At 68.6% G+C, this 13,470-nt stretch carries 13 protein-coding genes; 3 read left to right on the top strand and 10 right to left on the bottom strand.

What is annotated here, in order from left to right:
• Nucleotides 1–28: 28 nt before the first annotated feature.
• The 3 genes from DOM67_RS05310 to DOM67_RS05320 all read right to left on the bottom strand — a co-directional run bounded on the left by DOM67_RS05310 (nt 29) and on the right by DOM67_RS05320 (nt 3,159).
• A complete protein-coding gene (locus DOM67_RS05310) occupies nt 29–814 on the bottom strand; it encodes a slipin family protein (RefSeq protein WP_110674620.1) in 786 nt (261 codons plus the stop codon).
• Nucleotides 815–900: 86 nt separating this feature from the next.
• A complete protein-coding gene (locus DOM67_RS05315) occupies nt 901–2,265 on the bottom strand; it encodes a nodulation protein NfeD (RefSeq protein WP_110674621.1) in 1,365 nt (454 codons plus the stop codon).
• Between the two features lie 192 nt (nt 2,266–2,457).
• Entirely contained in the window at nt 2,458–3,159 is a 702-nt protein-coding gene (locus DOM67_RS05320; protein WP_110674622.1) for an HAD-IA family hydrolase, read from the bottom strand.
• Nucleotides 3,160–3,305: 146 nt separating this feature from the next.
• On the opposite strand from DOM67_RS05320, the gene DOM67_RS05325 reads away from it, so the two are divergent.
• Nucleotides 3,306–4,340 (top strand): GlxA family transcriptional regulator, encoded by a 1,035-nt coding sequence (locus DOM67_RS05325; RefSeq protein ID WP_110674623.1) that lies wholly within the window; start codon nt 3,306–3,308, stop codon nt 4,338–4,340.
• Here DOM67_RS05325 and DOM67_RS05330 read toward each other — a convergent pair.
• From DOM67_RS05330 to DOM67_RS05340, 3 genes are all read right to left on the bottom strand, one after another.
• Nucleotides 4,324–4,794: a thioesterase family protein gene (locus tag DOM67_RS05330; RefSeq protein ID WP_110674624.1), complete on the bottom strand. Its 471-nt coding sequence runs from the start codon at nt 4,792–4,794 to the stop codon at nt 4,324–4,326. The genes DOM67_RS05325 and DOM67_RS05330 overlap by 17 nt on opposite strands.
• Nucleotides 4,794–5,765, bottom strand: a complete 972-nt coding sequence (locus DOM67_RS05335) for an L-carnitine dehydrogenase (RefSeq protein ID WP_110674625.1) — start codon at nt 5,763–5,765, stop codon at nt 4,794–4,796. Before DOM67_RS05335 ends, DOM67_RS05330 begins: the two co-directional genes overlap by 1 nt.
• Nucleotides 5,766–5,869: 104 nt before the next feature.
• Nucleotides 5,870–6,751 carry a 3-keto-5-aminohexanoate cleavage protein gene (locus DOM67_RS05340; protein ID WP_110674626.1) on the bottom strand — a complete coding sequence of 294 codons (882 nt, stop codon included), beginning with the start codon at nt 6,749–6,751 and terminating at the stop codon, nt 5,870–5,872.
• Nucleotides 6,752–7,056: 305 nt separating this feature from the next.
• Here DOM67_RS05340 and argC point away from each other — a divergent pair, with 305 nt between their 5' ends.
• Complete coding sequence (gene argC / locus DOM67_RS05345; protein ID WP_110674627.1) at nt 7,057–8,001, top strand: N-acetyl-gamma-glutamyl-phosphate reductase; 945 nt, start codon at nt 7,057–7,059, stop codon at nt 7,999–8,001.
• Between the two features lie 15 nt (nt 8,002–8,016).
• On the opposite strand, the gene DOM67_RS05350 is transcribed toward argC, so the two are convergent.
• From DOM67_RS05350 to DOM67_RS05365, 4 genes are all read right to left on the bottom strand, one after another.
• Entirely contained in the window at nt 8,017–8,511 is a 495-nt protein-coding gene (locus DOM67_RS05350) for a cupin domain-containing protein (protein WP_110674628.1), read from the bottom strand.
• Nucleotides 8,512–8,523: 12 nt separating this feature from the next.
• A complete protein-coding gene (locus DOM67_RS05355) occupies nt 8,524–9,381 on the bottom strand; it encodes an oxidoreductase (protein ID WP_110674629.1) in 858 nt (285 codons plus the stop codon).
• Between the two features lie 184 nt (nt 9,382–9,565).
• Entirely contained in the window at nt 9,566–10,780 is a 1,215-nt protein-coding gene (locus DOM67_RS05360; protein ID WP_110674630.1) for an MFS transporter, read from the bottom strand.
• Nucleotides 10,781–10,881: 101 nt separating this feature from the next.
• Nucleotides 10,882–11,616 carry a DUF4396 domain-containing protein gene (locus DOM67_RS05365; protein WP_110674631.1) on the bottom strand — a complete coding sequence of 245 codons (735 nt, stop codon included), beginning with the start codon at nt 11,614–11,616 and terminating at the stop codon, nt 10,882–10,884.
• 285 nt (nt 11,617–11,901) lie between these two features.
• Between DOM67_RS05365 and fucP the strand changes: the two genes are divergently transcribed.
• The gene (fucP, locus tag DOM67_RS05375) at nt 11,902–13,188 is read left to right on the top strand and encodes an L-fucose:H+ symporter permease (protein WP_110674633.1); all 1,287 of its coding nucleotides are present in this window, start codon (nt 11,902–11,904) and stop codon (nt 13,186–13,188) included.
• Nucleotides 13,189–13,470: the final 282 nt, after the last annotated feature.

Below are 13,470 nucleotides of genomic sequence, written 5' to 3' on the forward strand. Positions count from 1 at the left end.
ACCGCATGTCGCCCGGTGCGCAGCGGCGTCAACGCGGCGGTGTCTGAGTCCCGCTGCCGGAGCCGCCGTGCACCCCGCGCATCGCCTTGAACGCCTCCATCACATCCATCGGCAGCGGGAAGACGATGGTCGAGGCGTTCTTGTTGCTCATGTCGCTCATCGTCTGCAGATAGCGCAACTGCAGCGCGGCCGGGTTCTGCGACATGATGTTGGCCGCCTCGACCAGCTTCTCCGCCGCCTGCTGTTCGCCCTCGGCGTGGATCACCTTGGCGCGCCGCTCGCGCTCGGCCTCGGCCTGGCGCGCGATGGCGCGAATCATGCTCTCGTCGAGATCGACATGCTTGATCTCGACGTTGGCCACCTTGATGCCCCACGCCTCGGTCTGGCCATCGATGATCTCCTGGATGTCGTCGTTGAGCTTGTCGCGCTCGGAGAGCATCTCGTCGAGATCGTGCTTGCCCAGCACCGAGCGCAGTGTGGTCTGGGCGAGCTGACTGGTGGCGTTGACGTAGTTCTCCACCTGGATGATCGCCTTCTGCGGATCGACCACGCGGAAATAGAGCACCGCATTGACCCTGACGGTGACGTTGTCCTGCGAGATGACGTCCTGCTCCGGCACGTCCATGGTGATCACGCGCAGATCCACCACCTGCATCTTCTGCACCACCGGAATCAGCAGGAATAGCCCCGGGCCCTTGACCGCCTGGAAACGCCCGAGGAAGAAGACCACCCCGCGCCGGTACTCGGGCAGAATCCGGATCGAGGCGAACAGCAGCAGCACCAGCAGCACGCTGGGTACGAGATAGGCGAACATCGGCAAGTCTCCTGTCGTCGGCTGGCGCGAATCGCCGCGCCGGATGGCCGCCGCGAATCGTCATGTCTTCGAGGCAGACCCTGATCTCATGCCGCGGGCGGCGGGTGGTGCGGCTCGACCGTGACCACCAGACCCTCTACCCGGGTGATGCGCAGCTTGTCGCCACGTCGAATGGGCACGCCGCTACGCGCCTGCCAGCGCTCGCCGCGCACCTGAACCTTGCCGCGGCCAGCGCTGAAGTCGGTCAGCGCCAGCGCCTCGGCCCCCAGCATCTCGTCACTTCCGGCCTGGGGCAGGCGTCGGCGCACCGCGACCAGACGCAGCACCGCCCACAGCAGAAACCCGCCGGCGACCAGTGCGGTGCCGCCGACCAGCGGCCAGGCCAGATCGCTGTGGGCGCCATCCATCAGCATGATCGAACCCAGCACGAAGGCGACGATGCCCCCCAGCCCCAGCACGCCAAAGCTGGGCAGGAACGCCTCGCCCACGATCAGCGCCAGACCCAGCAGAACCAGCGCCAGCGCGGCAACGTCGAGGGCGAGCAGCTGAAAGGCGAACAGCCCCAGCAGCAGCGCGATGCCACCGGCCACGCCGGGCAGACCGATGCCCGGACTCGCCAGTTCGAACACCAGGCCGTAGAAGCCGAGCAGCAACAGCCCATAGGCGATGGTCGGCGTTGCGATCAGGGAGAGCAGCTGGGTGCGCCAGCCAGGCGGCTCGCGCACCTGAACGAGGTCGGCGGTGGCCAGACGACGCTCGCCGCTGGCCAGCAGTACCTGCCGACCGTCGAGCTGGGTCATCAGGCCATTCAGATCGTCGGCGACGACATCCACCACCCCAAGCTCGAGCGCGCGTTCGGCGCTCAGGTTGGCCGCCTCGCGCACCGCCCGTTCGGCCCACTCGGCGTTGCGGCCGTAGTGCTCGGCATAGCCACGCAGCATGGCCACCGCGTCCTCGACGATCTTGCGCCGCATGGGGGAGTCTTCGGCATCATCGCCCCCCGCCGCCACCGGGGTCGCCGAGCCCAGATGGGTGCCGGGGGTCATCGCCGCCACCTGGCTGGCGTAGAGTAGATAGGTGCCGGCACTGGCGGCGCGCGCACCGCTGGGGGTGACGTAGGTCACCACCGGTACGCGGGAGGCCAGGATGGTCTGCGCCAGCCGACGCAGCGACTCGAACTGCCCGCCCGGGGTATCGAGTTCGATCACCACCAGTGCGGCCTGGCGCCGCTCGGCCTCGGCAATCCCGCGTTCGAGATAGTCGCGGGTAGCCGGATTGAGGCTGTCGTCGAGCGTCAGGATCAGCGCGGTCGCCGGGCCCGGCGGCTGGGCCAGCGCCGCCAGCGCCAGCCAGCTGCCGAGCAGCAGACAAGCCAGCCACAGGCCGCGCCGCACTACCTCGCGGCGGCGGTAGCGGAAAGGGTTCAGGCGCGGAGAGCGGATGACACGCATGGGCGACCTGCGACTCGACGGGGAAAGGGTCGCCACGGGCCGGCGCACAGGCCAGACGCGTGCGACTCCTGTTCAGCGTAGCGCATCTCCGGCACCTGGCTTCCAGCCCTTTGGTCTCGAGCCCCGGGCGCCCCCCTGATCGAGAGCCCTGATCGGCGCGAAGCGTCGGTCATCCGGCCAGGGTTCATCCGGCTAGTGTGGGTGCTCCCGCGCGAACCACCCCGCACACTGGGTCGCCAGGGCGTCGAGGTCGGGCGCCATCAGATCCGGTGGATCACCCCAGGATTCGAACGCCCGCTGGGGGTCGCGCTGGAGCCAGGCGGCACGCAGCCCGGCGTAGCGTGCCCCGATGATCTCCGCGGGCTCCGCCGACACCAGCCAGGTGGCCTCCGGGCGCGAGTGGGTGCGCGCCCGCAGGTGCGCATAGAGGGCGGCATCCGGCTGGAAGCGCCGTACCTCTTCGGCGCTGATGACATCCTCGAGCAGAGGCGCCAGACCAGCATTGTCCAACAGCAGCTCGATGTCGTAGCGGCTGGCGTTGGCGAACGCCACGCAGCGCACCCCCAGCCCACGCAGACGGGTCAGCGCAGCGAAGGCATCGGCGAACGCCGGCAGCCGGCGGCAGTGCGCCAGCAGCGCCTGCTTGCTCTCCTCGCCCAGCCGCGTGCCGCGCTCGCGATCGACCGCCTCCAGCGCCTCGCGCTGCAGGCGGTGAAAATCGGCGTAGGCGCCCATCAGCCCGCGCCGATAGGCGAACTCCAACTGTTTCTCGCGCCAGCGCCGGGCGAATGCCGACGCTTCCGTTTCATCCAGGCGCAACGCCAGCGTCACCGCCACATCCTGGGTATCGACCAGGGTGTCGTGAAGCGAAAAGGCGAAGAGCGGTGTGTCCATGCGGAATCCTTGTTAACGTGACACCCCGTGGCCTCGCGGTATCCAGCCACGCCCCTTTTCGCTCCGAGACGTCATGCCCGGCGATAACCTGGAGCAAGTTCGTACCACCATCGGCGGCACATCACCCTGCTGAGTGGAGAGCCGTCATGCGTCCTGAGGAGCCCGTGGTGCATCTGGAGAAGAGACCTGCGCCGCCCGCCACCCTGGGATTCGTGCTGATTCCGCGCTTCTCGATGCTGGCGTTCTTCTCCGCCGTGGAGCCGCTGCGTATCGCCAACCGCCTCGCCGGGCGCGTCCTCTACCGCTGGGTGCTGATCAGCGAGGATGGCGGGCCGGTCACCGCCAGCAACGACATGACCCTGCTGGCGGACTGTGATCTGGCCAGCACACCGCCCCTGACGAGCGTGGCGGTGTGCGCCGGCTTCGAACCTGATCGCGGCCTGTCGCGACGCTTCTCCCAGTGGCTGCACCGCCGCGCCGGCGAAGGCATGCTGCTGGGCGGAATCGACACCGGCCCGCTGCTGCTCGCCGAGATGGGGCTGCTCGACGGCCATCGGGTGACGCTGCACTGGGAGAGTCTGCCCGCCTTCCGCGAACGCTTCCCCGCCCTGGAGGCGGTCGAGGCGCTCTACGAACTCGACCGCCAGCGCTTCACCTGCGCCGGCGGCGCCGCGGCCATGGACCTGGCACTGGAGCTGATCGCCCGCGACCACGGGCAAGCACTCGCCGACGACACCGCCGAGCAGTTGATCCATGCGCGTCTGCGCCCGCGGGAGGAGGCCCAGCGACTGCCCCTGGCCCGCCGCCTGGGCACCCACTGCCGCCCGCTGGTCGATGCCGTGGCGCTGATGGAGCGCCATCTCGAACAGCCGCTGACGATCGCCGCGCTGGCCGCGCGTATCGGACTCTCGCCGCGCCAGCTGCAGCGCCTGTTCGACGCCGAGCTGGGCCAGCGCCCGCGCGACTACTATCTGGGCCTGCGCCTGGATCGCGCGCGCCATCTGCTCGAAGAGACCGAGCGCGACATCCTCAGCATCGCCCTCGCCTGCGGCTTCAGTTCCGCCTCCAGCTTCGCGCGCGCCTACCGCCAGTGCTATGGGCATCCGCCACGGGCCGCCCGCCAGCCGCGGCTCGACGACCCCGACGCCGCCACCGCACCGCATCTCAGCCGCGGCGGATAGCGATTCGTCTCCCCGCGGCGCTGGGCCAGTCGCCCCCCGCCCCGCGCAGCGCCGCGACGGCCGCCGCCACCGCCTCGGGGAAGCCGGCGGGGCGACCACTGGCGACATCGATACCCATCAGCATCTGCTCGCTGGTCGCCAGGGTGTTGCCCTCGGCGTCATGCAGCGTGAAGAACACATGCAGACGCTTGGCGTCGCTATCGAGCAGGGTCAGCGCCACGCTCAACGCTTCGCCGCGATGGGCCTGCCGGCGATAGCAGAGGTGGGTCTCGAGGGTGTAGAGAGTGTAGCCGTACCTGGCACGGCCGGCCGCATCGAGACCGATGCGATCCATCAGCGCCTCCACCGCCAGCGAGAACACCCGCGCGTACTCGGCGTCGTTCATGTGACCGTTATAGTCGACCCAGGCGTCCGCCACCCGAGTCCGGTAGAGCGTCTCCGCCTGAGCCGCCATCAGATTCGCCCCTCGAGCCCTTCGGCTTCCGGCCAGTACTTCTGGGTCAGTGCGAGCAGCTCGGTGAGAAACGCATCGCGGCGTGTCTCCAGCTCGGCGACGCTGCGCCCGGCGGCCTGATGCTCGCAGCCATCCGCCACCTTATCGATCAGCGCTTCCGTCAGCTCGGGGGCCTCCAGCTTGGTCCACGGCAGCTTCAGCGCCGGGCCGAACTGATGCAGCATGTGGCGCATGCCGCCCTCGCCGCCGGCGAGATGGAAGGTCAGGAAGGTACCCATCAGCGACCAGCGCAGGCCGGCGCCGTAGACCACAGCGGCATCGATCTCCTCGGTGGTGGCGACACCGTCATTGACCAGATGCAGCGCTTCGCGCCACAGCGCCTCCATCAGCCGATCGGCCACATGGCCCTCGATCTCGCGACGTACCACCAGCGGCCGCATGCCCAGGGCGGCATAGTGCGCCCGGGCACGCTCGACCACCCTCGGCGGGGTGTGCTCGCCACCCACCAGCTCCACCAGCGGCAGCAGATAGACCGGATTGAACGGGTGCGCCACGACCACGCGGCCGGGCTCGCGGGTGCAGGCCGACTGCAGATCGCTCGGCTTGATCCCCGACGTGGAAGAGCCGATCACCACCCCGGGTGCGGCCACGGCATCGAGCTGGCGCAACACATCGTGCTTGAGCGCCAGCCGCTCGGGCACGTTCTCCTGAATCAGCTCGGCGCCCTCGACGGCAGCGTCGAGGGAATCGATGAAGGTCAGCGCCGCGGGGTCAGCGCCCTCGGCCAGCCCCAGCCGCTCGAGCGCCGGCCAGGCCCGCGCGACGAAAGCGCGAGTGCGGGCAGCCGCCGTGGTATCGGGATCGAAAGCGTTGACCCGGCAGCCGGCGGCCAGGGCACGGGCGATCCAGCCATTGCCGATGACGCCGGTGCCGATCACGGCGACAGTGCGGGGAAGTTCGGATGCGGTCATCCAGGCACTCCATGGACGGTGCAGATGGAAGAAGTCACGGCGAACGCGCAGGCGGCGAGCGGCACAGACACGTTCGCACAGGACGGATTGACGCCAGGCATCGCTCAGGGCTTACGCAGCCCCAGCGACTCGCGGGTCTGCGCCGGCGTCTGTACCTTGCCGCCGAGATTTTCGATGAGGGTGGCGGCACGCTCGACCAGCTGGGCGTTGGTGGCGAAGACGCCCTTGCGCAGATAGAGGTTGTCCTCCAGGCCGATCCGCACGTGACCGTCGAGCAGCACCGACTGCGCCACCATGGGAAACTGCTGGCGGCCGATGCCGAAGGCGGACCAGATCGCATTTTTCGGCAGCTTGTTGCGCATCGCCAGCATGGTTTCGGTATCGGCCTCGGCGCCCCACGGAATCCCCAGGCAGAGCTGGAACAGCGGGTCGCCATCGATCAGCCCCTCGTCGATCAGCTGGCGGGCGAACCAGACATGCCCCAAGTCGAAGCACTCGAGTTCCGGCTTGACGCCGGCCTGCTGGATCAGCCGCGCGTGCTCACGCAGCCAGTCGGCGCTATTGAGATAGATCATCTCGCCGAAGTTGAGACTGCCGCAGTCGAGGGTGCACAGCTCCGGCAGCAGTGCGCCCACCGGCGCGTGGCGCTGGGCCGGCGTCTGCAGGTCGGTGCCGGCGCGGCCGTGAATGGCACCATCGCGAATCTCGGGGTAGAGATCGCCACCACCACCGGCGGTGATGTTGATCACCGCATCGACGTCGGACTCGCGAATGCGCTCGACCACCTCACGGAAGTGATCGGTCGAGTGGCTGACGCCACCGGTCTCCGGGTCGCGCACGTGGAGATGGACGATGCTGGCACCAGCGCGAGCCGCATCCAGGGCGCTATCGGCGATCTGGCGCGGGGTGATCGGCAGATCCGGGTGCTTGCCGGCGGTATCGCCGGCGCCGGTGACGGCGCAGGTCAGAATGACGTCTCGGTTCATGCGGGCTCTCCCTGGCGTGGCTCGGCCGAGTGTGACCGGGCGACGGGTGTTCGAGGGCGCAGCCATGCCGGCTCGCCCCACAAGAGCCCCATTGTGGCGACGACCCAACGCCCGAAGTTGACACCAGACGACACCAAGTCGACGCCACGCGACGTTCTCACGCCTCCCCCGCCGCCGGGCGCCCGCGCCCCCACGCCCGCCTGCTCCGCCGCCTGCCCCGAAGGCGGCGACGCGGCATGACACGACGGCGCGAAAACCGCACAATGGAGGCTGATACCGCGACTCGGACACGACAGGAAAACGACATGGCACACAGGGTCTACGTCGACGGACAGGAGGGCACCACAGGGCTGCGCCTGTTCGACTATCTCCAGGCACGCAGCGACATCGAGCTGCTGCGCATCGATAGCGACAAGCGCAAGGACCCGGCCGAACGTGCACGCCTGCTCAACGCCGCCGACGTCGCTTTCCTGTGTCTCCCCGACGCCGCCTCGCGCGACGCCGCGGCGATGGTCGAGAATCCGGACACCTGCCTGATCGACGCCAGCACCGCCTTCCGTACCGCCGACGACTGGGTCTATGGCCTGCCCGAGCTGGCCCCCGGCCAGCGCGAGCGGATTCGCGCCAGCAAGCGCATCGCCAACGTCGGCTGCCACGCCAGCGCCTTCGTGCTGCTGGTGCGGCCGCTGATCGACGCCGGCCTGCTGCCGCCCGACTACCCGTTCTCGGCCTTCTCACTGACCGGCTACAGCGGTGGCGGCAAGCAGATGATCGCCGCCTACGAGGCCGACCAGGACGGCCGCCTGCAGGCACCACGCCCCTACGCCATGGGACAGGGCCACAAGCACCTGCCGGAGATGCAGCTGCACGGCCGGCTGGCCGCGCCGCCGGTGTTCTCGCCGATCGTCGGCCCCTTCCTCAAGGGGCTGTCGGTGAGCGTACCGCTACAGCTTGGCGCCCTGCCCGGCATCGATGCCGAGCAGCTGCTCGACGCCTACCGCGCGCACTATGCCGACGAGCCCTTCGTGCGCATCCTGCCGTTCGCCGACGACGCCACGCTCGACGGCGGCGCCTTCGATATCCAGGCGTGCAACGACACCAACCGGGTCGATCTGGGCGTGTTCGGCAACGCCGAGCGGCTGACGCTGGTCTCGCGGCTGGACAATCTGGGCAAGGGTGCCGCCGGCTCGGCGGTCCAGAACATGAACGTGCATCTGGGGCTGGAGGATAGCGTCGGCCTCAGCGTCTGACGCCGGGGCAGCGCCTCAGACGCGCTGCCAGTGCGAAAGCGGCCCCCCGCCGACCGGATCGGCGGGAGGCAGCGGCACCGCTGCGACGCGGGCGCAGGCTGCGCCGAACTGTGCCGGATCGCCCCGCTCCACCGCCCAGCGCTGCCCGGGCGGGTAGGCACCCACCATGCAGAAATCATCGTCTGCCGACACGCAGGCATGGGCCACGCCCGCCGGCAGGATCAGCACATCCCCCGCCGCCAGGGTGAATCGCTCGCCCTGAGGCCCGCCCAGACGCGCCACCGCCTGGCCGCGAAACACCCCCAGCGCCTCGTGGGCCGTCGAGTGGAAGTGGTCGAAGGGGTAGAGCCCGTAGCGCCACTCAGGCACCCAGCCATGACGCGCGAACAGCGCCTCGAATGCCTCGGCGCTGGCAGGCGACATCACTTGCCGATAGATCAGCAGCGGCAGCGCCGAGTTGGGCGTGCCGCTGGCCTGATCGCCATCGAACCGCTGCGTCTCGGGTGACATGGTAAGCCGCGGTCAGTGCCGCTCTGACTCGGGGAAATCGGTCGCCTCGCCGACCTGGCGATACTCACGCACCTCGGCCAGACGCGTCTCGAATGCCTCGATCACCTTGCCTACGCCCCAGCTACCCAGCACCAGGTGACGCGGCGGCGCAGGATTGGCCACCAGATCGATCATGGCCTGGGCGGCGCGCTTCGGATCGCCCGGCTGCTGGCCACTGCCCTCGCTGGTTCCCTGCATGCGTGCCGCCACCGTATCGCGGTAGGCGTCGATTCGGGTCGTCGTCTGTGACAGCGAGCGTCCGGCCCAGTCGGTGCGAAAAGGCCCTGGCTCGACGCAGGTGACCGCGATGCCCAGCGGCGACACTTCCGCCTTGAGCGCATCCGACCAGCCTTCCACCGCGTGCTTGGTCGCGGCGTAGTAGCCCGAACCGGGGAAGCCGATCAGCCCGGCGACCGAGCTCAGGTTGATCACGTGGCCCTGGCCGCGCTCGCGCATGCCCGGCAGCACCGCCCGGGTCATGGCGAAGAGCCCGAAGACATTGGCCTCGAACTGATCGCGGATGGCCGCCTCCTCGCCCTCCTCGCAGGAGGCCTGGTAGCCATAGCCGGCGTTGTTGACCAGCACGTCGATGCGCCCGAACTCGGCCTCGGCCGCCGCCACGACCGCCGCGATCTGGGTGTCGTCGGTGACGTCCAGCGCCAGCGCCAGCCCGCGCCCTTCACTGTCCGCGACGAGATCGGCCACGCGCTCCCGGGTGCGCGCAGTCACCACCGCCCGATCTCCCTGGGCAAGCACGAGGCGGGCGAGTTCGCGGCCGAAACCGGTGGAGCAGCCGGTGATCAACCAAACGGGCGATGCGGGCATGGCCATGGGTCATCTCCTGAATTCATGAACGTGATACAGCCGGCGGCCAAGCGACCGCCTCTCTTCAGCGTAGCCGCTGAATCGCGCGAGCGGGTCGGCCGCCGGAGGACCCGACACGATGCCGACACGATCACGCAGCGGCCAGGACCCGCGACCACAACCTCACCTGGACCTGGGCCTGAGCCTGGACCTATGCCTGGGCCGGGGATAGAGGCGTCAGCGGCGCGTGCCGCAGCGCCCACAGGCTGGCCAGGGCGAACACCACCATTGGCCACAGTGACAGCTCGGCGTGACCGAAGACCTCGGCCAGCCAGCCGCCGATCAGCGGCATCACGAACGCCACGCTGTAACCGACGAAGGAGATCCCGGCGGTCAGCGAGGCCACACCCTCGCCGCGCTCGAGACAGGGTGGAAGCGCCATCAGCAGGGTCAGCTCCAGGGTGATGCAGAAGCCCGACAGTATCAGCGCCAGCAGCGCCGGCCAGCCATCGAGACCGAGAAAGCCGAGCATGCCGGCGACGCTGAGCACGCCGCAGACCAGCAGCGGTGTGCGCGTGGCGACCCAGCGCCGACCGCGCAGGATCATGCTCAGCGAGGCTGCCAGCGGGCTGGCGTTGTAGAGCAGCAGCGCCAGCGCCAGACGGTCACTCTCGCCGCGCGCGCCGAGCACCAGGCTCATATAGGCGTTGGTGGCCATGTAGAGGCCGATCGTCGCCGCCAGTGGCAGCCCCAGCAGCCATACTCTGGGCGAGCGCCAGCCGCGGGAGCGACGCCGCGTCGGCGTCGGGGCGAGCGTCGCCGGCCGCGGCCCGGCAAAGAGCCGCAGCCCCAGCAGCAGCACGATCACCAGCGCCGGCAGCGACCAGTAGAGCATCGCCAGCTGCCAGTCGCCGCCGGCCAGCACCAGCACCACCGGGCGGGTGCCGCCGGCACCGATCAGCTCGCCCACGGTCATGCCGTTGAGGTAGACCGCGCTGCCCAGCGCCAGGTGGTGCGGGGTCCAGTCGCGCAGCAGCGCCGGCAGCGTGACCTGCATCACCGCCAGCCCCAGTCCCATGACGATCGAGGCGCCGAACAACACCGGCGCCGACAGCGTCAGCCCGCGCGCGCCGGAGCCCAGCGCCACCACCGCCAGCGCCGCGATCAGCGCCGGCAGCCCCCCCAGACGACGGGTGACACGCACCGCCAGCATCATGCTCAGGGCGAGCACCACGTAGGGCACCGTGGTCAATGCACCGACCGCGGCACTGCCGAGATCGAGAGCACCCGCGATCTCGCCGGCCAGCGGTGGCGCAATCAGGATCGGCAGACGCAGATAGACGCCGACCAGCCACAGCAGGATCAGCGCCAGCCAGGGCAGGCGCGGGCGGGAGGTCGGCGTGGCGGTGGTATCGCTCGGCAGCATGGTGTGTCCGTCACGGGTCGCGGTGGCATCGAAAGGCCGACGATTCTGACCAACGGGGCGGCGCCCCGCAAATGCGCCCTACAGTCTGGCTCGCCGCCGGCTTACATGCCGTGCTTGATCCCGCGATTGATCAGTATCCAGTTGGCCGGGTAAGAGGTGGCGAAGCCGATCAGCATGGCGATCTGCATCATGAACCAGAATGGCGCGGTGAAGGCGTCGAGCTCTCCCATCCAGCCCTGAAGGGCGATCAGCATCCACGCGTACATGCCGATCTGGAAGGCGATCAGGGAGAGGGTATCGGCCTTGATCGCGTCCTTCAGCGCCTGTCCCGGGCCGGCATCGCCCATGGCCCGAATCGGCAGATACTGGAACAGCACCCCGAACAGATAGGCACCGACGAAAGCGAGCGCGAAGTGCCCCAGCACCGTCGAACCGAGCAGGGCAAAGCCGGTGGCCGTCGCGATCGGTGCGGTGACCACGTCGCCCAGGGTGCAACCGCCACCGCAGTGGGTCGCGGAGACGAATACGCTCTGCCACTTGGGTTTGTCACCATGGTGATGCCCATGGTCGTGGTCGTGCTGATCGGCGTGGGCGTGATGCCTCTGTGCGTGTTGATCGTGGCCTGCGTGGCCCTGCTGGGCCACCGCAGCCTTCGGCGCCGCACGCCCCATCTTGCAGTAGGCCCACCAACCGACGAGCGGCATGTACAGGCCGGTGATCGGCCAGGTGATGTTCATGATCGCCATGGGCTGAGGCCGGCGCGCGACATCGAACGCCATGGCCAGGGCGGTAAACACCCCCGATAGCAGAAAGATCCAGGACCACATGGTCAGCATGTTCAGTCACTCCCTGTCGACCGAAGAAAATAATGCAATGTCAAAGATATAGGAGCCGATAGCGTCGCCGGCAAGCGACACCCTGCACATAGGTTGGGCAATCGTTTGGCGGATGACGATAAGCCTAGTAATCTTCGCGCCCACCACCCTTGGCGATGACCGCGCCATGTCGTTCCGGCCACCGTTCGGCGGTTGCCGGTAGCCCAGCCACCGCTGCGCCGACCTGAAGATGAATCGATTCATCTACCAGCGTCGTCCTGCGCACACGCGATCCGGAAGCAGACCATGTCCGACCTGCAACGCCCCCACTACCGTGGCGCCCTGGTGATCGTCACCAGCATCTTCTTCATGTGGGGCTTTCTCACCTGCCTCAACGACATTCTCATCCCGCACCTCAAGGCGGTCTTCGCGCTCAACTACACCCAGACCATGCTGATCCAGTTCACCTTCTTCGGCGCCTACTTCGTGATGTCGCTGCCGATGGGCAAGCTGCTGGCTCGGGTCGGCTACAAGAGCGCGATCAGCCTGGGGCTGTCGATCGCCGCGGTGGGTGCCGTGATGTTCTATCCCGCCGCGCGGGCGCCCTCCTATCCCCTGTTTCTGGCTGCACTGTTCGTGCTGGCGAGCGGCATCACCCTGCTGCAGGTGGCCGCCAACCCCTATGTCAGTCTGCTCGGCCCGGAGTCCTCGGCCTCCAGCCGGCTCAACCTGGCCCAGGCGTTCAACTCCCTCGGCACCACCCTGGCGCCGCATATCGGCGGCGGCCTGATTCTGGGCGCCGCGGTGCTCGGCGCCGATCAACTCGCCAGCCTGGGTGAGGCCGAACGGCTCGCCTACCAGAGCCAGCAGGCGCACAGCGTGCAGCTTCCCTATCTGGTCCTCGCCGGCGTGCTCGCGCTGCTGGCACTCGTGGTCGCGGCGTGGAAACTGCCCCAGTTCAAGGAGCGCGCCCGCGACACCAGCGACAGCGGCAGCGCCGGTGCCCTCGAGGTGCTGCGTCACCGCCACGTGCGTCTGGGCGTGATCGGGATCTTCGTCTATGTCGGCGCCGAAGTAGCGATCGGCAGCTTCCTGATCAACTACCTGTCACTGCCGGAGATCGGCGGCATGCGCGAAAGCGACGCCGCCACCTATGTCTCCTACTACTGGGGCGGCGCCATGCTCGGCCGCTTCGTCGGCGCAGCACTGATGCGCAAGATCCGTCCCGGCCTGCTGCTGGGCCTGTTCGCACTGATCGCCGCCGGTCTGACCCTGACCACCATGCTGAGCCTCGGCCAGTTGGCGCTGTGGAGCGTGGTGCTCATCGGCCTGTTCAATTCGATCATGTTCCCGACCATCTTCACGCTCGGTATCGCCAAGCTCGGACCGCTCACCGGCAAGGCATCGAGCCTGTTGATCATGGCCATCGTCGGCGGGGCGATCATCCCGCTGGCGCAGGGGGCGATCGCCGACCGTGTCGGCCTCCACCACGCCTTCGTGCTGCCGCTGCTGTGCTACCTGTTCATTGCCTACTACGGCCTGCGCGGCTCCCGGGTGATCACGCCGCAGCCGGAGACGGCCACCCGCGCCTGACGCGCGCTGCCCCGAGACCTGCGACCTGCACGCCTAAGACGTTGGTCGCAGGTGTCTTGAAAGGGCATCAGCAGATCGGGACAATCCATTAGCCGGCGAAATGTAGACAGGTTATCGATTCGCCGGCTTCTTTTTTCGTGTCGCGACCGCCTCGCCACCGGCCTGCCGTGCCCAGCCCTCGGTCCATTGCGCCGGGCCTTCGCCATTCGCCGCCTCACGTCGCCAGCGCGACCGCCCGTTTCCGGTGCCGATCGCAGCCGGCGTTCGCGCGGTCGCCCACCA

It is taken from the genome of Salinicola sp. RZ23, from assembly GCF_003206675.1.
GTDB classification, from domain to species: domain Bacteria; phylum Pseudomonadota; class Gammaproteobacteria; order Pseudomonadales; family Halomonadaceae; genus Salinicola; species Salinicola endophyticus.

Coding starts and splice junctions, on each gene's coding strand:
- DOM67_RS05310 (WP_110674620.1), bottom strand. CDS start 814: ATGTTCGCCTATCTCGTACCCAGCGTGCTGCTGGTGCTGCTGCTGTTC.
- DOM67_RS05315 (WP_110674621.1), bottom strand. CDS start 2,265: ATGCGTGTCATCCGCTCTCCGCGCCTGAACCCTTTCCGCTACCGCCGC.
- DOM67_RS05320 (WP_110674622.1), bottom strand. CDS start 3,159: ATGGACACACCGCTCTTCGCCTTTTCGCTTCACGACACCCTGGTCGAT.
- DOM67_RS05325 (WP_110674623.1), top strand. CDS start 3,306: ATGCGTCCTGAGGAGCCCGTGGTGCATCTGGAGAAGAGACCTGCGCCG.
- DOM67_RS05330 (WP_110674624.1), bottom strand. CDS start 4,794: ATGGCGGCTCAGGCGGAGACGCTCTACCGGACTCGGGTGGCGGACGCC.
- DOM67_RS05335 (WP_110674625.1), bottom strand. CDS start 5,765: ATGACCGCATCCGAACTTCCCCGCACTGTCGCCGTGATCGGCACCGGC.
- DOM67_RS05340 (WP_110674626.1), bottom strand. CDS start 6,751: ATGAACCGAGACGTCATTCTGACCTGCGCCGTCACCGGCGCCGGCGAT.
- argC (WP_110674627.1), top strand. CDS start 7,057: ATGGCACACAGGGTCTACGTCGACGGACAGGAGGGCACCACAGGGCTG.
- DOM67_RS05350 (WP_110674628.1), bottom strand. CDS start 8,511: ATGTCACCCGAGACGCAGCGGTTCGATGGCGATCAGGCCAGCGGCACG.
- DOM67_RS05355 (WP_110674629.1), bottom strand. CDS start 9,381: ATGGCCATGCCCGCATCGCCCGTTTGGTTGATCACCGGCTGCTCCACC.
- DOM67_RS05360 (WP_110674630.1), bottom strand. CDS start 10,780: ATGCTGCCGAGCGATACCACCGCCACGCCGACCTCCCGCCCGCGCCTG.
- DOM67_RS05365 (WP_110674631.1), bottom strand. CDS start 11,616: ATGCTGACCATGTGGTCCTGGATCTTTCTGCTATCGGGGGTGTTTACC.
- fucP (WP_110674633.1), top strand. CDS start 11,902: ATGTCCGACCTGCAACGCCCCCACTACCGTGGCGCCCTGGTGATCGTC.